The organism is Tistrella mobilis (assembly GCF_039634785.1).
Lineage (GTDB): Bacteria > Pseudomonadota > Alphaproteobacteria > Tistrellales > Tistrellaceae > Tistrella > Tistrella mobilis.
This window is the reverse complement of record NZ_JBBIAB010000006.1, coordinates 183249-203370: the sequence shown is the minus strand read 5'-3', so window position 1 is coordinate 203370 and position 20122 is coordinate 183249. Positions and strand designations below refer to the sequence as shown.

At 69.0% G+C, this 20122-nt stretch carries 17 protein-coding genes; 14 read left to right on the top strand and 3 right to left on the bottom strand.

Annotation, left to right across the window (positions count from 1 at the left end; all coding sequences use genetic code 11):
* Positions 1 to 110 precede the first annotated feature (110 nt).
* The 3 genes from ggt (at position 111) to WI697_RS10770 (ending at position 3966) form a co-directional block, all read left to right on the top strand.
* Positions 111 to 1940 (top strand): gamma-glutamyltransferase, encoded by a 1830-nt coding sequence (gene ggt / locus WI697_RS10780; protein ID WP_345958450.1) that lies wholly within the window; start codon positions 111 to 113, stop codon positions 1938 to 1940.
* Between the two features lie 71 nt (positions 1941 to 2011).
* The gene (locus WI697_RS10775) at positions 2012 to 2899 is read left to right on the top strand and encodes an alpha/beta fold hydrolase (protein ID WP_345958558.1); all 888 of its coding nucleotides are present in this window, start codon (positions 2012 to 2014) and stop codon (positions 2897 to 2899) included.
* Complete coding sequence (locus WI697_RS10770; RefSeq protein WP_345958449.1) at positions 2899 to 3966, top strand: helix-turn-helix domain-containing protein; 1068 nt, start codon at positions 2899 to 2901, stop codon at positions 3964 to 3966. Before WI697_RS10775 ends, WI697_RS10770 begins: the two co-directional genes overlap by 1 nt.
* A 72-nt stretch (positions 3967 to 4038) precedes the next feature.
* Here the strand turns inward: WI697_RS10770 and WI697_RS10765 are convergent, their stop codons facing one another.
* Entirely contained in the window at positions 4039 to 5187 is a 1149-nt protein-coding gene (locus tag WI697_RS10765; RefSeq protein WP_345958448.1) for a thiolase C-terminal domain-containing protein, read from the bottom strand.
* The gene (locus tag WI697_RS10760; RefSeq protein WP_062768061.1) at positions 5184 to 5606 is read right to left on the bottom strand and encodes a Zn-ribbon domain-containing OB-fold protein; all 423 of its coding nucleotides are present in this window, start codon (positions 5604 to 5606) and stop codon (positions 5184 to 5186) included. The genes WI697_RS10765 and WI697_RS10760 overlap by 4 nt, the downstream gene beginning before the upstream one ends.
* 344 nt (positions 5607 to 5950) lie before the next feature.
* Between WI697_RS10760 and WI697_RS10755 the strand changes: the two genes are divergently transcribed.
* The 9 genes from WI697_RS10755 to WI697_RS10715 all read left to right on the top strand — a co-directional run bounded on the left by WI697_RS10755 (position 5951) and on the right by WI697_RS10715 (position 18378).
* Positions 5951 to 6928, top strand: coding sequence for a beta-keto acid cleavage family enzyme (locus WI697_RS10755; RefSeq protein WP_062768058.1), 978 nt, complete (start codon positions 5951 to 5953; stop codon positions 6926 to 6928).
* Between the two features lie 186 nt (positions 6929 to 7114).
* On the top strand, positions 7115 to 8740 hold the full coding sequence (locus WI697_RS10750; RefSeq protein ID WP_062768055.1) for an ABC transporter substrate-binding protein: 1626 nt from the start codon (positions 7115 to 7117) through the stop codon (positions 8738 to 8740).
* A 76-nt stretch (positions 8741 to 8816) separates the two neighbouring features.
* Positions 8817 to 9839, top strand: coding sequence for an ABC transporter permease (locus tag WI697_RS10745; protein ID WP_062768052.1), 1023 nt, complete (start codon positions 8817 to 8819; stop codon positions 9837 to 9839).
* Positions 9836 to 10684 (top strand): ABC transporter permease, encoded by an 849-nt coding sequence (locus tag WI697_RS10740; RefSeq protein ID WP_062768049.1) that lies wholly within the window; start codon positions 9836 to 9838, stop codon positions 10682 to 10684. Before WI697_RS10745 ends, WI697_RS10740 begins: the two co-directional genes overlap by 4 nt.
* Before the next feature lie 17 nt (positions 10685 to 10701).
* On the top strand, positions 10702 to 12402 hold the full coding sequence (locus tag WI697_RS10735; protein ID WP_345958447.1) for an ABC transporter ATP-binding protein: 1701 nt from the start codon (positions 10702 to 10704) through the stop codon (positions 12400 to 12402).
* Positions 12403 to 12470: 68 nt separating this feature from the next.
* On the top strand, positions 12471 to 13199 hold the full coding sequence (locus WI697_RS10730) for a GntR family transcriptional regulator (RefSeq protein ID WP_062768046.1): 729 nt from the start codon (positions 12471 to 12473) through the stop codon (positions 13197 to 13199).
* A gap of 154 nt (positions 13200 to 13353) precedes the next feature.
* Positions 13354 to 14709 carry an aspartate aminotransferase family protein gene (locus WI697_RS10725; protein WP_345958446.1) on the top strand — a complete coding sequence of 452 codons (1356 nt, stop codon included), beginning with the start codon at positions 13354 to 13356 and terminating at the stop codon, positions 14707 to 14709.
* A gap of 14 nt (positions 14710 to 14723) precedes the next feature.
* Complete coding sequence (locus WI697_RS10720) at positions 14724 to 16760, top strand: hydantoinase/oxoprolinase family protein (protein WP_345958445.1); 2037 nt, start codon at positions 14724 to 14726, stop codon at positions 16758 to 16760.
* A gap of 4 nt (positions 16761 to 16764) precedes the next feature.
* On the top strand, positions 16765 to 18378 hold the full coding sequence (locus tag WI697_RS10715) for a hydantoinase B/oxoprolinase family protein (RefSeq protein ID WP_062768037.1): 1614 nt from the start codon (positions 16765 to 16767) through the stop codon (positions 18376 to 18378).
* 178 nt (positions 18379 to 18556) lie between these two features.
* On the opposite strand, the gene WI697_RS10710 is transcribed toward WI697_RS10715, so the two are convergent.
* Entirely contained in the window at positions 18557 to 19429 is an 873-nt protein-coding gene (locus WI697_RS10710; protein ID WP_345958444.1) for a hypothetical protein, read from the bottom strand.
* 106 nt (positions 19430 to 19535) lie between these two features.
* Between WI697_RS10710 and WI697_RS10705 the strand changes: the two genes are divergently transcribed.
* Positions 19536 to 19754: a hypothetical protein gene (locus WI697_RS10705; protein WP_345958443.1), complete on the top strand. Its 219-nt coding sequence runs from the start codon at positions 19536 to 19538 to the stop codon at positions 19752 to 19754.
* Between the two features lie 44 nt (positions 19755 to 19798).
* Complete coding sequence (locus WI697_RS10700) at positions 19799 to 20065, top strand: hypothetical protein (protein ID WP_345958442.1); 267 nt, start codon at positions 19799 to 19801, stop codon at positions 20063 to 20065.
* Positions 20066 to 20122 lie beyond the last annotated feature (57 nt).

Here is a 20122-nt window from a genome sequence, read left to right as displayed (position 1 = left end):
GCACACGCGCACCGGGGCTGACGCCTTCGGCCCAAGCTGGCATGATGGCGGGCCTGCACTCTCTCCGCCGACGGCGGTTGCCGCCGACGGCCATGAAAGCCGGACCCGCCATGCTCGCCCGCCTCCGCCGATCCGCCGCCGCCGGGATTGCGGCGGCCCTGCTCGCCTCGGTTCTGACCGGCCCGGTCCCGACGGCACCCGCCTTCGGCCAGACGACGATCCCCCCTGCCGGCCCTTCGATGACCGATGGCCGCGCGGCACCCGAGGCCGCGACCGGCCGGGCCGCAAGCCGTGGCCCGGTCGCCACCCGGCAGATGATGGTGGTCGCCGCCCATCCGCTTGCGGTCGATGCCGGGCGCACGGTGCTGGAAGACGGCGGCAGCGCCGCCGATGCGGCGATCACCGTGCAGCTGATGCTGGGCCTGCTGGAGCCGCAATCGAGCGGGATCGGCGGCGGCGCCTTCGTGCTCTACCACGATGCCGCCGCCGGCCGGCTGACCACGCTGGATGCGCGCGAAACCGCGCCCGCCGCAGCCGGGCCCGACCTCTTCCTCACCACAGACGGCAGCCCGATGGGGTTCCGCGATGCCGTGCCCGGCGGCCGGTCGGTGGGGGTGCCGGGGGTGCCGGCGCTGCTCTTCGCACTGCACGAGCGCTGGGGCCGGCTGCCGCTCACCCGCCTGTTCCAGCCGGCGATTGCGCTGGCAGAGGCCGGCGTGCCGGTCTCGCCGCGCCTGGCCGGGCTGCTCGCCGATCCCCGCGCCTCGGCCTCGCTCCGCAAGGATCCGCGGGCCATGGCGCATTTCATGCCGGGGGGCCAGCCGCCCGCCCCGGGCACGCTGCTGCCCAACCCCGATTATGCCGACACGCTGCGCGCCCTGCTGACGGACGGCGCCGCCGCCTTCTATGCCGGGCCGATCGGGGCCGATCTGGTCGCGGCCGCCGCCGCGCGCGCCGACAATCCCGGCCGGATCGCCGAGGCCGATCTTGCCGCCTATCGGGTGGTGGAGCGGCCGCCGGTCTGCGTGCCCTATCATGCCCATGACGTCTGCGGCATGGGCCCGCCCTCGTCGGGCGGGCTTGCGATCGGCCAGATCATGGGGCTTCTGGACCGCCATCCCCTCGATCCGAAACAGGGCCCGCTGGCGCTGACCAACATCCATCTGCTGGCCGAGGCGTCGAAGCTCGCCTTCGCCGATCGCGACCGCTGGGTGGCCGATCCCGACCATGTGCCGGTGCCCGTGGCCGGGCTGATCAACCCGGTCTATCTCGACACCCGGGCGCGCACCATAGAGCCGGGCAAGGCCCTGCCGGTGCCGGTCCCGGCCGGCCTGCCGCCGGGGGCCCAGACCCTGGCGCTGGCGGCCGATCCCGGCCGGCACGAGAACGGCACCTCGCATCTGTCGATCGTCGATGCCGCGGGCAATGTCGTCTCCATGACCACCAGCGTCGAAGGTGCCTTCGGTTCGGGCGTATTCGTGCGCGGCTTCCTGCTCAACAACCAGCTGACCGATTTCTCCTTCCGGCCCGAGATCGACGGCCGGCCGGTGATCAACCGGGTGGAGCCGGGCAAGCGGCCGCGCAGTTCCATGGCGCCCACCATCGTTTATGGCCCGGACGACCGGCCGGCGATCGTCGCCGGCTCGCCCGGCGGCAGCCGGATCATCGGCTATGTCGCCCAGGCGCTGACCGCGATGATCGATTTCGACCTCGACCCGCAGGCGGCGGCGGAACTGCCCCATGTGCTGAACCGCAACGGCCCGACCGAGATCGAGGCCGGTACCGGGGCCGAAGCCCTGATCACCGGGCTCGGCCTGCTGGGCGATCAGACCGCCACCGCAGAAATGACCAGCGGGCTGAACCTGATCCGGATCCGCCCCGACGGCACGCTGCTGGGCGGCTCCGACCCCAGGCGCGAAGGCATTGCCACGGGCCAGTGAGTCGTAAGCCGGTGAGGCGTAGGCCGGTGAGGCGTGGATCAGTGACAGGAAGAAAGATCGCGGGCATGGACATGAAGCGCATCCGGGCCGGGCAGCTGGAGATCGCGTATCTGGAGGCTGGCGCCGCGGACGGCCCGCCGGTGGTCCTGCTCCACGGCTTTCCCTATGACGTGCACGCGATGACCGAAGCGGGAAGGATTCTCGCCGCATCGGGCCACCGGGTGTTGATCCCCTGGCTGCGCGGCTATTGCCCGACCCGCTTCCTCGACGACGCGACGCCACGATCGGGTGAACAGGCGGCGCTGGGGGCCGATCTGCTGGCCTTCCTGGAGGCGCTCGACCTGCCGCCCGCCGTGCTCGCCGGCTATGACTGGGGCGGGCGCGCCGCCTGCATCGTGGCGGCCCTCTGGCCCGACCGGGTGCGCGGGCTGGTGAGCGGCGGATCGGGCTACAACATCCAGAACATCGCCGCCGCGTCTGCACCGGCAGCCCCCGAGGCCGAGCATCGCTGGTGGTATCAGTATTATTTCCATGGTGAGCGCGGCCGGGCCGGTCTCACCCGGAACCGCCGCGATCTCTGCCGGCTGCTGTGGAACCTCTGGTCGCCGGACTGGGATTTCGACGACGCGACCTTTGCCCGAACCGCCCCTGCCTTCGACAATCCCGATTTCGTGGAGGTCGTCATCCATTCCTATCGCCACCGCTATGGGCTGGTGGCGGGCGACCCGGCCCATGCGGCGATCGAACAGCGGCTTGCGGCCCAGCCGCCGATCACCGTGCCCGCGATCGTGCTCCAGGGCGCCAGCGACGGGGTCGATCCGCCCGAAGGCCGCGACGGCGACCGCCGGCAGTTTCAGGGCCCCTGGTCCTACGAGGTGCTGCCGGGCATCGGCCACAACATTCCCCAGGAAGCGCCCGCGGCCTTTGCCCGCGCGGTGGCAGAGCTTGCCCGCCGCTGATGCCGTCCCTGCCTCTGCCCTTCGTCGGCGCGCTGCTGCTCGCCATTCTCTGCGCGCGGCTGGTGGCAGGCAGCGAGCCCGGCCGGCGGATCACGCCGCCGCTGGTGTTCGTTGCCGCCTGCACGCTGGATCTCATCGTGGTCGGGCTGCGCTGGAGCACCGATCTCGCGGCCATCCGCGCCCTTCAGCCGGTGGTCGCCGCCACCCTGCCGCCGCTCGCCTGGCTGTGCTTCGCCCGCCTCACCCGGCCGCGACGCCGCGCCCTCTGGCCACATCTGCTGCCCGTGGCCCTGGTGGCGGTGCTGTCGGGCATCTGGACGCTGTGGAAGGCGCCGATCGACGGGGTGCTGGCGGCCATCTTCCTTGGTTATGCCGCAGCCCTGCTGCGCCTCGCCGCCCGCGGCCCCGATGCGCTGGCGGCGGCGCGGCTGGACGACGCCCCGAAATCCATCCGGTCGATGCGGCTGGTCGGTCTGCTGCTGGCGGGTTTCGCCCTGGTCGACCTCGCCATCGCCCTCGACGTTGCGCTCTCGGCCGGCCGCCATGCGGTGCTGATCGTGGCCGCGGCCAATCTGATCGCCCTGCCGGCCGGCGCCTGGGCGATCGCCACCACCGGTCTCGCCCCGCCGCAACAGCCGGCGGCGCCGATGGAACCGCCACAAGCGAAGACGGCACAGGATGACGAGCCCACGGCTGACGAGGACGACCTCGCCGAAGATCAGGCGATCATCGACCGCCTCGACGCCCTGATGCGGGACCGCGCGCCCTATCGCGACCCCGACCTCACCCTCGACCGCCTGGCCCGCCGCCTGGGCCTGCCGGCCCGCCGCCTGTCGGCCGCGGTTAACCGCCGCCTGGACCGCAACGTCTCGCAGCTGGTCAACGACCACCGCGTGGCCGAGGCCTGCCGCCTGCTCTCCACCACCGACGAACCGGTCACCCGGATCATGTTCGACGCCGGCTTCCAGACCAAATCCAACTTCAACCGCGAATTCCGCCGGGTCACCGGCACCACCCCCAGCGGCTGGCGGCGGGATCGGCGGGGGGCGGGCGCGCGCACGCCGTAATCGTCACCATGTCTGCCGAAAGAGAGGCCCCGATGTCCATCACCCTCTTCCTCGACCCACCCGCGGCCCCCGTCAGCGGCGGGCCAGGATGACGGTGCCGGCGGTGCCGAACATGCCGCCCACGCCCTGGACGACCGAAATGCGGGCGTCCCTGATCTGTGCCCCTTCGGGCGCCGTGCCGCGCATCTGGCGGACGGCTTCCTGAAGCGCGTACATGCCGTACATGCCGGAATGCATGTAGTTGATGCCGCCGCCATTGGTGTTCATCGGCAGGCGGCCGCCGGGGGCGGTGTGACCGTCGGCGATGAAGCCGGCCGCCTCGCCCGGTTTCACGAAGCCCAGCGCCTCCAGCCCATAGAGCGGCACATGGGCGAAGGCGTCGTAGATCATCAGATGGTCGACATCGGCGCGGTCGATGCCCGCGGCGGCGAAGGCCTGGTCCCCGGCCACGCGGAAGGCGCGGGAGCTGGTGTAGTCCTTCATCTCGGTGATCATCAGATGCTCGACGCTCTCGCCCGTGCCGATCACGTCGACGGGGCGGGTCGGGAAATCGGCCGCGCGGTCGGGGGCGGTCAGGACCAGGGCGCCGCCGCCATCGGTGACCAGGCAGCACATCAGGATGCGGAACGGCCAGGCGATCATGCGCGAGGCCAGCACCTCGTCGACCGTCACCGGATCGCGGCGGAAGGCGCGCGGGTGGAAACCGGCCCATTGCCGCTGCACCACCGTCACCCGGGCGAGATCTTCCTCGGTCACCCCGAAGGTCTTCATGTAGCGCAGCGCCGGCAGGGTGAACAGCGTCGCCGCCATGGTCGGGGTGTAGCCCAGTTCGAACTGGCCCATCAGCGAATGCGCGGGCACCGTCCAGGGCACATGGCCGACCCGCGACCGGCCGCTTTCACCATGGGTGATCAGCACCGTGCGGCAGAGCCCGGCCCGGATCGCCGCCGCGGCATGGGCGACATGGGCCATGAAGGAACAGCCGCCGATATTGGTGGCATCCACCCATGTGGGCGTGATGCCCAGATACTGGGCCAGCATCGCGGGGTTTTCGCCCGCCGTGGCGATGCCGTCGATATCGCCAGGGGCGAGGCCGCAATCGGCCAGCGCATTCAGTGCCGCATCGGCATGCAGATCCAGTTCCGACATGTCGGGCAGCACGCCGAGCCGGGTGGTTTCGGCAGCCCCCACGATCGAGGCCAGGGGGTGGGTCAGGCTCATGCGCCGGCTCCGTCGCTCGTGGCCACCGGCCGGAATTTGGGCAGGGTGATCGTCTCGGAGACCGGCTCGAACACCACCTCCAGCGCCATATCCAGCGGCAGCGCCTCGGGCGTCTGGGGGCAATCCACGATATTGGTCATCATCAACGGCCCCTCGTCCAGCCGCACCACCGCGACCGCATAGGGGCCATCGCCGTCCCTGGGCACCATGTGGTTGATCACATAGCTCCAGAGCGTCGCCCGGCCGCTGCATTTCAGCGCCGTCACCTCCCGGCCGCCACAGGCCGGGCAGAAGGGCCGGGGCGGGAAATGGCGGCCGCCGCAGGCGGTGCATTCCTGAACGTAAAGCTCTCCCCTGCGGGTCGCGTCCCAGAACCAGGCCGTCTGCGGCGTCGGTTCGGGCAGGCTGCCTCTCAGCATCGGTTATCCCCGTCTGTGGTGTGTCATGCCCCAGGGCTCATGCGCCAGGGCCCATGCGCCAGGGCCGTCTTCGACGACGGCCGGGGCAGAAAGGAGTTTGACAAGCAGGGGCCAGATGATCAAATCTTTGATCAAAGATCGAGCATCAATCGCTCACCACCTCCTTCCCCCCCGCATGCCTGCCCGGCAGGCCGCCTTCCCCGGCGGCCTCTCGCCGGGCGTCTTCCCCGCCTGGCGGGCGCGGCCTTCCACTGTCGTCGAATGAATACGATGGCATGTGATCGACCGCGGCCGGACGGGCATGCCCCTGATGTCATTACCCCCGAGGACGAGGACCCTCCCCCATGGCAGACGCGCCCGAGACCGCGGCCGATGCGCCCGCAAAGCCCCGCAGCCGCGGCAAGAAGCTGATCATCAGCTGTGCGGTGACCGGCGCCGTGCACACGCCGACCATGTCGCCGCATCTGCCCTACACGCCCAACGACATCGCCACCCAGGCGGTGGATGCCGCGAAGGCCGGCGCCGCGATCCTGCATCTGCATGCGCGCGATCCCGAAGACGGCCGACCGAGCCCGAAGCTTGCCCATTACGAGGGCTTCGTGCCGCGCATCCGCCAGCAATGCGATGCGGTGATCAACATCACCACCGGCGGCTCCACCGCCATGACCATGGAGCAGCGGCTGGAAGGCCCGCTCGGCCTCTCGCCCGAGATCTGCTCGCTCAACATGGGCTCGATGAACTTCGTCTATTCCGATCTGGGCCAGCGCTATCAGACCTGGCGCTTCCCCTGGGAAAAGCCCTATGTCGAGGCGACGAAGGACGTCATCTTCCGCAATACCTTCGGCGATATCGAAACCATCCTGCGCGAGATGGGTGAACGCCGGGGCGCGCGCTTCGAATACGAATGCTACGACGTCGGCCATCTCTATACGCTGGCGCATTTCCTGGACCGCAAGCTCGCGACCCCGCCGCTCTTCGTGCAGATGGTGTTCGGCATTCTGGGCGGCATCGGCGCCGACCCCGACAATCTGATGCACATGAAGACCATCGCCGACCGGCTGTTCGGCGATGCCTTCGAATGGTCGGTGCTGGCCGCCGGCCGCCATCAGATCAATTTCGCGACCATGGCGGCTGCCATGGGCGGCCATGTCCGCGTCGGGCTTGAGGACAGCCTCTATGCCGGCCCGGGCAAGATGGCCGAAAGCAATGCCGAACAGGTCGCCAAGATCCGCCGGATCGTCGAGGAGCTGGGCCGGCCGATCGCGAGCCCCGAAGAGGCGCGCGCCATGCTGGGCGTTCCGTCCAGGGCCGCCGCCGCCTGATCGCCTGACGCAGACCTTCCGCACCATCCCCCTCCCGTCCCGATGCCCTTGCGGGGAGCGCAAGGCATCGGGACGGCGAGCGGCAGACCACCCGTCTGAAGCCCCCGAGACGACCCAGACCGAGACGGATCAGACAAGAACCGCACGGGCAAAAAACCACACGGGACCCATCGACAGGAGGCAGGAATGCTGCACACACGGCCGAGGGGGCGCCTGCGCGCCCGCCTCATTGCCGCCGCCGCCTCGGCGGCGCTGACCTTGACGGCCATTGCCGGCGCAGCCCAGGCCCAGAGCCGGGAAGAGACGCTGCGCGTGGTGACCGGCGGCCAGGTGAACACCCTGGACGCCGGCATGCAGGGCATCACCCGCGACGGCTTCGGCCTGAACTGGAACATCTACGACCGGCTGGTCAGCTGGGACCGGAAGAAGTTCGGCGACGGCTATATCTACGACTTCGACCATATGAAGGGGGAGCTGGCCGAAAGCTTCACGATCAGCGATGACGGCCTGACCATCACCTTCAAGCTCCGCCCCGACGCCACCTTCCACGACGGATCGCCGGTGACCGCCGAGGACGTGAAGTGGTCGCTGGACCGCGCGGTGTCGCTGAAGGGGCCGGGCGCGCAGATGGCGACCGGTTCGCTGAAATCGCCCGATCAGTTCAAGATCATCGACGCCCACACCATCCAGGTGACGCTGGACAAGCCCGACCGGCTGGCGGTGCCGAACCTGGCCGTGGTCTTCCCGGTCATCCTGAATTCGAAGCTCGCCAGGGAACACGCCACCGCCGAGGATCCCTGGGCGACCGAGTGGCTGAAGGAAAACCAGGCCTCGGGCGGCGCCTACAAGGTCTCGACCTTCAAGGCCGGCCAGCAGGTGGTGCTGGAGCGGTTCGACGACTGGAAGAGCGGCCCGCTGCCCTATTTCAAGCGGATCATCGTCCAGACCGTGCCCGAGGCATCGACCCGCGCCAGCCTGATCGAGCGCGGCGACGCCGATCTCTCGATCGATCTGCAGGCAAGCGACGTGCTGGCGCTGAAGGATCGCGGCGCCGTCAAGGTGGTGTCGATCCCGCAGGTCAACGCCTTCCAGATGATCGCCTTCAACACCCGGATGGCGCCGTTCGACAACGTCAAGGTCCGCCAGGCGATCGCCCATGCGCTGCCCTTCGACGACATGTTCACCGCCGCCCTCTACCGCCGCGGCGCGCCGCTCTGGGGGGCGACCTGGAAGGACCTGCCCGACACCGGCAAATTCCCGCAGCGCCTGCCCTATTCCACCAACCTCGACAAGGCCAAGGGCCTGCTGGCCGAGGCCGGCTTCCCCGACGGCTTCAAGACCACCTTCTCGTTCAATGTCGGCTCGGCCGCGACCAGCGAGCCGATCGCGGCGCTGATCAAGGAATCGCTCGGCAAGATCGGCATCGACGTCACCGTCGAGAAGGTGCCGGATGCGCAGATGGGCACCCTGATCTCGGAAAAGAAGCTGCCCTTCTTCACCGAAAGCGCCATCGCCTGGCTGCCCTCGGCCGACTATTTCTTCCGGGTGTTCTTCCAGGGCGAGACCCGGTGGAATTACGGCTCGTTCGTGAACGAGGAACTGGCCGAACTGACCGCCAAGGCGCGCTACGAGCGCGACCCCGCGGCCTATGAAGCGGCCGCGAAGCGCATGGTCAAGATCGCCGCCGACGAGGTGCCGGTCGTGATGCTCTGGCAGCCCGCGCTCGATGCGGTGATGGCCAGGAACATCGACGGCTTCACCTACTGGTTCCACCGTCAGACCGACTATCGCAGCCTGACCCGGACCAAGTGACGCCGCCCTGCCCCGTGGCCCGGGCCATCGCCCGGGCCACGGGGCAGCCACCCGCCTCAGGGAAAGGACGCCCCCCATGCGCTCGATCGCATACCGGTCCGCCCGACGGTTGGCCGCCGCCCTGCCGGTGCTGCTGGGCGTGCTGGTCTTCACCTTCGTGCTGATGCGGCTTCTGCCCGGCGACCCGGCCGTCTTCTTCGCCTCTGGTCCGAATTCCGGCGAGGCCGAAATCCAGGCGATGCGCGAGAAGCTGGGCCTCGACCGCTCGCTGCCCGAACAGCTGATCCTCTATCTGGGCGATGTCGCGACCGGCGATCTCGGCACCTCGATGACCACCGGCCGGCCGGTGCTGGACGATCTGGCCGAACGCCTGCCCGCCTCGCTCGAACTCACCGTGGTCGCCCTTGTGCTGGCGCTCGCGACCGCTTTGCCGCTCGGCATCCTGGCGGCGCTGATGCCCGGCTCGGTGCTCGACCATGTGGTCCGCGTGGTCTGCACCGCCGGTGTGGCGATGCCGACCTTCGTTTCGGGCCTGCTGCTGATCTTCGTCTTCTACTATCTGCTGGGCTGGGCGCCCGACCCCACCGGCCGGATCGACGTCTTCCTGATCGCGCCGCCGCCGGTGACCGGCTTCCTGCTGATCGACGCGCTGCTCGCCGGCGACCTGGAGGTCTTCCAGGCCGCCCTCGGCCAGCTGATGCTGCCGGCGATCACCATGGCCCTGTTCGTGCTGGCGCCCCTGGCCCGCATGACCCGCGCCTCGATGCTGGCGGCGCTGGGCGGGGATTTCGTCCGCACCGCCCGCTCGCTCGGCCTGCCGGGCTGGAAGGTGGTCAATGTCTATGCGCTCCGCAACGCCATTCTGCCGGTGCTGACAACCACCGGCATCATGTTCTCCACCATGCTCGGCGCCAATGTGCTGGTGGAGAAGGTCTTCTCCTGGCCGGGCGTCGGTTCCTACACGCTGGATGCGCTGCTCGCCTCGGATTATGCCCCGGTGCAGGGCTTCGTCCTGCTGATGGCCGGCATCTTCGTGGTGGTCAATCTGATGGTCGATCTCGCCTATGGGATCGCCGATCCGCGGGTGGTGATCGAATGAGCACGGCAACGCTGAAACATGTGGGCTGGGTGCTGCGCGGCAATGCGGTCACCGCCGGCGCCGCCCTGGTCACCCTGCTGCTGGTGGTGATCGCGATCCTGGGCCCGGCGATCGCGCCGCATGATCCGCTCACCTCCAACGTCGCCAACGCCCTGACGCCGCCTTCGGCGGAGCACTGGTTCGGCACCGACCGGCTCGGCCGCGACATCTTCAGCCGCGTGCTGGTGGCGACCCGGCTCGATCTCGGCATCGCGGTCGCGGCGGTGATCCTGTCCTTCGCCATCGGCACCGCCATCGGCGGGGCGGCCGGCTATCTGGGCGGCCGCTTCGACAAGGTCACCGGCCGGGCGGTCGACGTGGTCATGGCCTTCCCGCTTTTCGTGCTGGCCATGGCGCTGGTCGCGGCCCTGGGCAACCGGGTCGAGAACGTGGTCTATGCGACCGCGATCATCAACCTGCCCTTCTACATCCGCTTCGCCCGCGCCGAGGTGAATGTCCGCCGCGATCTGGGCTGGGTGGAGGCGGCACGCGCCTCGGGCAACGGCAAGGCGGCGGTGCTGTTCCGCTTCCTGCTGCCCAATGTGATGCCGGCGATGATGGTGCAGATCTCGCTCAATCTGGGCTGGTCGATCCTGAACGCCGCCGGCCTCTCCTTCATCGGCCTGGGTGTGCAGCCGCCGACCCCCGAATGGGGGATCATGGTCGCCGAAGGCGCCCGCTTCATCACCACCGGCTATTGGTGGACCGTGGCCTTCCCCGGCCTCGCCCTGGTCGCGACCGTGCTGTGCTTCAACCTGCTCGGCGATGGCCTGCGCGACATGCTCGACCCCAGGATGCGGACATGATGGTGGATCACGCAACGATGACCCGGACCCTTGCCCGCAACACCGGCGCCGATGCCGCAGAGCCCCTGCTCTCGGTTCAGGATCTGAAGGTCGGCTTTTCCACCCGCCGCGGCCGGGTGGAGGCGATCCGCGGCATCTCGTTTGACATCGCCCCCGGCCAGGCGCTGGGCGTGGTGGGGGAAAGCGGATCCGGCAAGTCGGTCACCGCCTATGCGATCACCGGCCTGCTCGACCGGGCGGGCCGGATCGATGGCGGCCGCATCCTCTATCGCGGCCGGGATCTGGTCGGCGCCTCGCGGTCGACCATGAAGCGGCTTCGCGGCGGTGCGATCTCGATGATCTTCCAGAACCCGCGCGCGGCGCTGAACCCGATCCGCAAGGTGGGCGACCAGCTGGCCGATGTGCTGATGGCCCATGAGGGGCTGACCGGCCGGCGGGCGCGGGCCAAGGCGGTGGAACTGCTCGATCAGGTCCGCATCAACGATCCGGCGAAGCGGCTGGAGGCCTATCCGCACGAGCTGTCGGGCGGCATGTGCCAGCGGGTGATGATCGCGCTGGCCCTTGCCTGCCACCCGGATCTGCTGATCGCCGACGAACCGACCACCGGGCTGGATGTCACCACCCAGAAGACCGTGATGGATCTGGTGGCGACGCTGACCCGCGAGCGGGGCATGTCGATGATGCTGATCACCCATGATCTGGGCCTGGCCGCCGCCTATTGCGACCGGATTGCGGTGATGGAACGCGGCCTGCTGGTCGAGGCGGCACCCTCTGCCGAGCTGTTCGCCCGGCCGCAGCACCCCTATACCCGCCGTCTGGTCGCCGCGACGCCACGGCGTGAGTCCACACTCGACGATCTGGTGGCGGCGGCCCCCGAAGCCGCTTCCCTCGCCACCAGGCCGGCCGAAGCGGCACACCGGGCACCGGCGACCGCCAGCCCGGCGACACCGCTTCTGGAACTGCGCGGCCTGATCAAGCGGTTCGGCGACGTGAACGCCGTCGACGACGTCGCCTTCCGCCTGAATGCCGGGCAGGCGCTGGGGCTGGTGGGCGAGAGCGGATCGGGCAAGACCACCATCTCGCGCATGGTCTGCCGGCTGGTCGATGCCACCGCGGGCGAGATCCTGTTCGATGGCGAGGACATCTCCCGGGTGCCGGCCGCGGTGTTCCACCGCCACCGGCTGCGGCGCGACATCCAGATCGTGTTTCAGGACCCGACCGAGAGCCTGAACCCGCGCTTCACCGCCTTCGACAGCATCGTCGACCCGCTGCGCCGGCTGGGCGGCCCGCAGGGCGCCCGCAGCCTGAGAGCGCGGGCGGAGGATCTGGCCGATCGGGTCGGCCTGCCGCGCGAGCTGCTCGACCGCTTCCCCCATCAGCTGTCGGGCGGCCAGAAGGCGCGGGTCGGCATCGCCCGCGCGATCGCGGTGGAGCCGCGGCTGCTGATCCTGGACGAGCCGACCGCCGCACTCGACGTGTCGGTTCAGGCGGTGGTATTGGGTTTGCTGGATCGCCTTCGACGCGAAACCGGCTTGACCTATCTCTTCGTCAGCCACGATCTGAATGTGGTGCGGATGTTGTGCGAGACGGTGGTGGTGCTCCGGCGCGGCCAGGTGGTGGAAGCGGGGGAAAGTGCCGCCGTCTTCGACCGCCCGGCCCACCCCTACACGGCGGAGCTGATCGCGGCGATCCCGCATTTTGAACCCGATGCGGCCTGATGTCGGCAACACCCGACGATCGGGCCGCCGGGCAGAAGACTTGAGGACCAGGGGCCAAGGAGACGCACGTGACGCAAAATCTGCTGGATCTGGCAGGCATCGACCGGCCCATGAAGACGACCCTGCGCGACCAGATCTACACGCGGCTGCGCGAGGCGATCATGGCCGGGCGGTTTCTGCCGGGCCAGCATCTGGGCATCATCGCACTGGCCGAGGCGCTGAATGTCAGCGCCATGCCGGTGCGCGAGGCGCTGCGCCAGCTGGTCGCGGAAGGCGCGCTGGAAATGCTGCCCAACCGCATGGTCAAGGTGCCGGTCATGACCCACGAGCGCTTCCGGCAGATCCTGGGCATCCGCCTGCTGCTGGAAGGCCATGCGACCGAACTGGCCACCCCTCATTTCACCGATGCCCAGTGCGACCGCCTGCAGGAGCTGTCCGACGGCATGGCGGCGGCGCTGGCGGAGAACGACGCCGAGACCTATTTCGCGCTCAACCAGGATTTCCACTTCACCATCTACAAGGCCTCGAACTCGGACGTGCTGATGCAGCACATCCGCATGCTGTGGCTGAAGATGGGGCCGTTCATCCGGCTGAGCTACAACCAGAGCGGCGTGAAAGCGACCGAGGTCAATCATGGCGAGGCGATCGCGGCGTTGCGCGCCCACGATCCGGTCGCGGCGGCCAACGCCATCCGCATGGACCTGATGGAGGCCGCCGAGGTCATCCAGGAGGTCAATCCCGCAGCCTTCACCGATGTCGAGCCTGAACCGGCGCTTGATCCTGTCGACGACGAATAGCCGGTTCGTCTGCCCCTCGCCGGGCGGGCGCTGCTGCGCCGTCCGGCCCCGGTGCCTCTGACGGGGTGCCGGCTCCCCCTCCGGCCGGCGCCGCTTGACAGGCGTCGGCATGCGCGTAAAGTTTGATCAAAGATCGAAGATACGAGGTGGCCTGATGTCCGGACGCCCCCATCGCTGGGTCAACCAGCATGCCCCGACCCAGATCCTGCCCAAGGCGCTGAAAGGCGAGGGCGTGTATCTCTACGATGCCGCCGGCCGTCGGTATATCGACGGCTCGGGCGGGCCGGCGCTGTTCTGCCTGGGCCATTCGCATCCCGAGGTTCTGGCAGCGATGCGCGGCCAGCTGGAGGCGCTGGAATTCGGCTACACCACCACCTTCACCACCGATGCGATCGACGCGCTGTCGGAGCTGCTGGTGGAACAGGCGGGCGGCAACCTGACCCGCGTCTCCTATGTCTCGGGCGGGTCGGAAGCCAACGAGACCGCGATGAAGCTGGCGTTGCAGGTTCAGCGCGCCCGCGGCTTCGCCGACCGCACCCGTTTCGTGGCCCGCAACCAGTCCTGGCACGGCTACACCATCGGCACGCTGTCGCTGTCGGGCCATCCCGCCCGCCGCGCGCCTTACGAAAAGGCGCTGCTCGACGTGATCCACGTCTCGGCCGCCAACGATTACCGGCCGATCGCCACCACGGGGCGCGGCCCGGAAGCGCTGGCCGAGGCGCTGGCCGCCGAATTCGAACAGGCGCTGCTCGCCGCGGGGCCCGAGACCGTCGCCGCCTTCTTCTTCGAGCCGGTGGTGGGGGCCGCCGGCGGCGCCGTGCCCGCGCCTGCCGGCTATGCACGGCGGATGCGCGAGATCTGCGACCGCTATGGCGTGCTGATGGTCTCGGACGAGGTGATGTGCGGCGTCGGCCGCTGCGAGGCCTGGCGCGCGCTGGCGGTGGACGGGGTCGAGCCCGACATCATGACCATCGCCAAGGGGCTGGGCGGCGGCTACATGCCGATCGGTGCCGCGATCTATTCCGAGCAGGTCTATCAGGACATCATCGCCGCTGACGGCCGTGTCGCCAGCGTCCACACCTATTCCGGCCACACGCTCGCCTGCGCCGCCTCGCTCGCCGTGCAGACCGTGATCCGCCGCGACGATCTGGTCGAGAAATGCCGGATCGACGGCCTGGCGCTGCACGACATGCTGACGGCGAGCTTCGGCCAGAACCCCTTCGTCGGCGACATCCGCGGCCGGGGCTTCTTCCGCGCCATCGAACTGGTCGCCGATCGCGAGAGCAAAACCCCCTTCGCCCCCGAACTGGGCCTCGCCGCCCGGGTGGCCGAGACGGCCTTCGAGAACGGCCTGATCTGCTACCCCTCGCCCGGCACCGCCGACGGCATCCGTGGCGATCACGTGCTGCTGGCACCGCCCTTCACCGCCAGCCGCGAGGAACTGGCCGAGATCGTGGACAAGCTCGCCCGCACCCTCGACACCGTCCTTGCCCAGGCCCGCGCCGCATGACTTCGGGAACGATCATGACCAACTCCGCGAACCCGCGCCGCTGGCGGGTCGGCATCGATATCGGCGGGACCTTCACCGATGTCGTCGCCATCGACACCGCCGGCGGCGAGCGCCGCCTGGCCAAGGTCCCGACCGTCCCCTCCGCCCCGTTGAGCGGCCTGGTCGCGGCACTGGACGCCGTGGGCCTCGGCTGGGCGGACGTGTCGGAACTCGTCCACGGCACGACCATGGTCACCAACGCCCTGGTCGAGGGCAAGACCGCACCCGTGGCACTCGTCACCACCCGCGGCTTCGAGGACGTGCTGGCGATCGCCCGGCAGAGCCGCCAGACCCTCTACGACCTGGCCACCCCACCACGGCTGGCGCCCGACGTGCCCCAGGATTGCTGTTTCGGCTTCGACGAGCGCGTCGATGCCCAGGGCCGGGTGGTGGTCGAGCCCACCGATGCCGAGATCGAGCGCCTGGTCGCCAAAGTCCGGGCCAGCGGCGCCGGCGCCGTGGCGGTCGCCCTGCTCCATGCCTATGCCGAACCCGCCCACGAGGCGAGGCTGGGCGCGAAGCTGCGCGAGGCCATGCCCCATGTCTCGCTGTCGCACGAGGTCAGCCCCGAGGCGCGCGAATATGAACGCACGCTGACCACGGTGCTGAATGCGGGCGTCATGCCGCTCGCCTCCACCTATGTCGAGCGGCTGGCCGGCCATGTGCCGGCGGGCACCCATGTCCATCTCTTCCACTCCGCGGGCGGCATGACCTCTCTGGCCGCCGCGCGGGCACGGCCGCTCTCGCTCGCGATGTCGGGTCCCGCAGCGGGGGCGGCCGCTGCCGCGGGGGCCGCGGCCGAAGCCGGCATCTCCCATGCCCTCGCCTTCGACATGGGCGGCACCACCACCGATGTCTCGCTGATCGTCGACGGCGTGGTCGAGATCGCGAGCAACCGCCGGCTCGCCGGCCGGCCGGTGCGCCAGCCGATGGTCGCGATCGAATCGATCGGTGCCGGCGGCGGCTCGATCGTGCGCGCCGCCCATGGCGGGCTGACCATCGGCCCCGACAGCGCCGGTGCCGATCCGGGCCCCGCGGTCTATGCCCGCGGCGGTGCCCGGCCCACCATCACCGATGCCAATGCCATCCTGGGCTATCTGGATCCCGACCGGGTTCTGGGCGGCTCCATCCGGCTCGATCTCGACGCGGCGGCGAAGGTGCTGGCGCCGATCGGCGAGGCGCTGGGCCGCGACACCCACGGCACGGCCCTCGGCGTGGTCCAGGTCGCCAATGCGGTCATGGCCCGGGCGCTCCGCCGGGTGACGGTGGAACGCGGTGTCGACATCCGCGGCTGCACGCTGATCGCCTTCGGCGGCGCCGGCCCGATGCATGCCTGCGGCCTCGCCCGCGAGGTCGGCATCGACAGCATCCTGGTGCCGGGCGTCTCGGGCGGCTTCTCGGCCTATGGCTGCATTTCGGCCGAGCCCTCCTTCACGCTTCAGCGCACCGTGCGCCTGAAACGCAGCGACTGGTCGGAAGACCGTTTCGATGCGGCGCTCGCCGAACTCCGCGCCCAGGCGGCCGAGCCGCTGGTCGAGGCCGGGATCGACGCCGGGCTGATCACCGCCGCCGAAACCGCCCTGCTGCGCTATGTCGGCCAGTCCGACGCGGTCGAGGTGCCGGTCGCCGGCATGCGGGCGGCGGACGACATCACCCGCGCCTTCCATCAGGCCCATCTCCGGCTCTACGGCTATGCCACCGACGAGCCCTGGGAGGTGGAATCCATCCGCGTGCGCGCCTCGGTGCCGGCGACCCGGATCGCCGCCGCCCCGGTGACCGCCGCCGGGTCCGGGGCAGACCTGCCGGTCAATTCCCGCAACACCTGCTGGTTCGACGGCACCGGCCCGGTCGACACGCCGCGCATCGACCGCGACCGCCTGCCCGTCGATCTGAAGGTCCAAGGCCCGGCGATCATCGAGGATGCGGTCTCGACCGTGGTGGTCGAACCCGGCGCCACCGCCTGGACCGACCGGTTCGGCCATCTGCACATCCGCCTTGCGACCGGGAGCTGAGCCCATGAGCACCGATCTCCCCACCACCGTCGATCCCTTCGTCGTCGAGATCATCCGCAACGCCCTCACCTCGGCCGCCGAGGAGATGTCGCTGGTGGTGATGCGCTCGGCCCGGTCGCCGCTGCTGCGCGAGGCGGGGGACCTGTCCTCGGCCCTGACCGACCACGAAGGCGGGCTGATCGCCCAGGGCCATGACGTGCCGGTGCATCTGGGCGTGATGGCCTTCACCATCCGCGCCTTCCTGGACAGGGTGCCGGCCGAACGTCTGGCGCCCGGCGATGTCTGGATCCTCAACCTGCCCGATGTCGGCGGCAACCATCTGCCCGACGTCAAGGTGATCCGCCCGGTCTTCGCCGGCGATCGTCTGCTCGCCTTCTCGGTTCAGCTTGCCCATTGGGCCGATATCGGCGGGGCGGCGCCCGGCAGCTATTACGCCGCCGCCACCGATGCCTGGATGGAAGGCATGCGGATCCCGCCGACCCGGATCTTCGCCGGCGACCAGCCCGACCACGAGAAGATCGGCCTGATCCTGGCCAATGTCCGCGGCGCCGCCGAACGCGAGGGCGACCTGCTGGCCCAGGTGGCGGCAACCCGGGTCGCCGAGCGCCGGATCCTGGAAATCGTCGAACGCCACGGCGCCGACACGGTCGCCGCCGCCATGGCCGCCCTTCAGGACATCTCGGAAGCCCAGATGCGCGCCGCGATCCGGGCCCTGCCCGACGGGGTCTATGAAGGCGTCGACTATCTGGACGATGGCGGGCCGGGCGACCGGCCGGTGGCGATCCGGGTGCGGGTCGAGATTTCGGGCGATCGGGCCCGCTTCGACTGGTCGGGCACCGATGATGCGATCGCAGGCCCGCTCAACACCACGCCCTCGATCGCGGGCGCCGCGGTCTTCTATGTGGTGAAATCGCTGGCGGGTGCGGCCATCCAGCCCAATGGCGGCTGCTACCGGCCGCTTGAAATCGTCACCCGCCCGGGCTCGGTGCTCGACCCCGGCCCCGACAAGCCGGTGGTCGGCGGCAATCACGAAACCTCGCAGCGTGCCGTCGACGCCCTGTTCATGGCCTTCGAACCGGTGCTGGGCGATCGGATGACCGCCGGCGGCAACACCTCGGCCGGGCTGCTGATCTTCAGCGGCCCCGGCCCCCATGGCCGCTGGGCGACCTTTTACGAACCCCATGGCGGCGGCGAGGGTGCGCGCATCGACCGCGACGGCATGAGCGTGGTCCGCGTCCACCTGACCAATGTCATGAACACGCCCGTCGAGGTGATCGAGGCGGAATACCTGCTCCGCCTGGAACGCCAGACCCTCCGCCGCGGCTCGGGCGGCGGCGGCGCGCACAAGGGTGGCGAAGGCCAGATCCGGATCTACGAGGTGCTGACCGACGGCATGTCGCTGACCACCATGTTCGAACGCCGGATCGTGCCGCCCTATGGCCTGAAAGGCGGCCAGCCCGGCGCCCCGGCCCGTGCCACCCTGCTGCGCCCCGACGGCAGCCGGACCGACCTGCCCGGCAAGGCCAATATCGCGCTGAAGCGCGGCGACAAGGTCATCTTCGAAACCCCCGGCGGTGGCGGCTATGGCACCGCCGCCGGGATTGCGGCGGCGGAATGAGGACGGCTCCTCCCCGGTAGCTCCCGATCCGATCTCCACCGCCCCTGCATCCGCGGGAGACAGCATCTCCTCCCCTCCCGTCTCCCGCGGATGCGACCCTTCGCCTAAGGCCACGGCCTGATGGGGGGATATTGCCTGCCGAGTGATGAAATTGACGTCGGCACGATAAAGACGTATTTTATAAATCTATCGTATTCGACCATAGGTTTTGAAAAACCTGCTCCTTGCGGTAGTGCTGCGGAAAGATCTTCCGAAATAACCCCGTCATGGTGTGAAGTACCACGACCTGGCCAGATGTCATCCCGCCGTTGGAAAAGCCGCCATGGTGCAGCCAGTCAGGTTCAGGATCAGAGGAAGCAAAGATGGTGAGGCGCCCGCGGTCGATGACTTTGCGGGCCAACTTCGCGATCTGATCGGCATCATCAAAGGCGTAGAACGCGCGTCGGGTGATGGGGAGAACATCATTGAATGGCGGGTGACCCGGGCGACAACCAACAGTCCCATCGCTATTGAAGCAACTCCCTTCCCCCGAAAGGCAGGCGTCAATATCGAGGCGCGGGCCCTGAACGTGAAGGCGATGGCTGCAGCCGGCCTTGCCTCTCTTCAAACCGGCGCTGAACGACCCGTCTGTTTCGATCAGGATGTTCTTGCCTGTGCCAGGCGCCTGGCTGACCGGGTGTCCGGTGGACTGGCCGAGACCGTGATCGACTGGGGAGATGAAGCCGGAGAGTTCAAGCTCACCGCCGAGGGGGCGGGGCAGCTGGCGGATCACGTGGCAACGCTGCTCCGGCCACGCGTTGAAGCATATACCGAGCGCGGGACGGTAGAGGGTTACCATGACGGGCTTCATCCGCACACGCGAGGCCGGCATGAACTCTTCATCCGCAGCCGCCGGACCGGCCAGCGCATCAAATGCATCCTGACGGCAGAGGCTGCCCGGGACATTGCCCGGCGTGAAATCGCGGAGGTCTTCTCCGGACGGCGCCTGCAGGTGCGTGGGACCCTGCATTACAGGCGCCCTCATGACCTCGACCATATCCAGGCGGAACATGTTCGTATCATGCCGGACAGGCAGGACCTGCCGGATCTTAAGCAGATCATCGACCCCGACTTCACCGGCGGGCTCGGCACCGAGGACTATCTGAGGGCGCTACGGAATGGCCGTCTCCGCTAGGCAGGTCGTATGGGATGCTGCGTCATGGATCGCACTGATCAGCGATGAAAAAATCCGGGATACGGCAGGAAACGTTATCGAAGATCGGGGAACCATGGCCGGTGATGTGCAAAAGGCCGCCATGCGTGGTGTGGTTGAAATCGTCACCCCCGCTCTGGCCCTGGTCGAGGTTTGCGGTCGCTCTGATGTGCGGACAAAGTAACGTCGGACACAATCGGCGCCTATTTTGACCACGATTACATACAAGTGGCAGCTCTGGACACGGTTCTGGCGCACCAGGCCCGTGCCATTATCCAAAAGCGACCCGCAAAGGGGAAGCCCTACTGCCGCCCGAAAGATGCCGTCTACGTGGCAACGGCCGTCGACTGGAACATCACCGAACTCCATACCTTCGATAACGGTCTGCTCAAGCTGACGAAACAGTTCCTCACCAGAAGCGGGCAGCCGATCACGATCTGCAAACCCGGCATACATCCGGCCCGCACCGACCTCTTTTGCCGGCCTTCCGCCTGACCAACATGCACTGCCAGGCCTCAGGTCAACGGGCTTGCGCCCTTTCGCCCGACATAT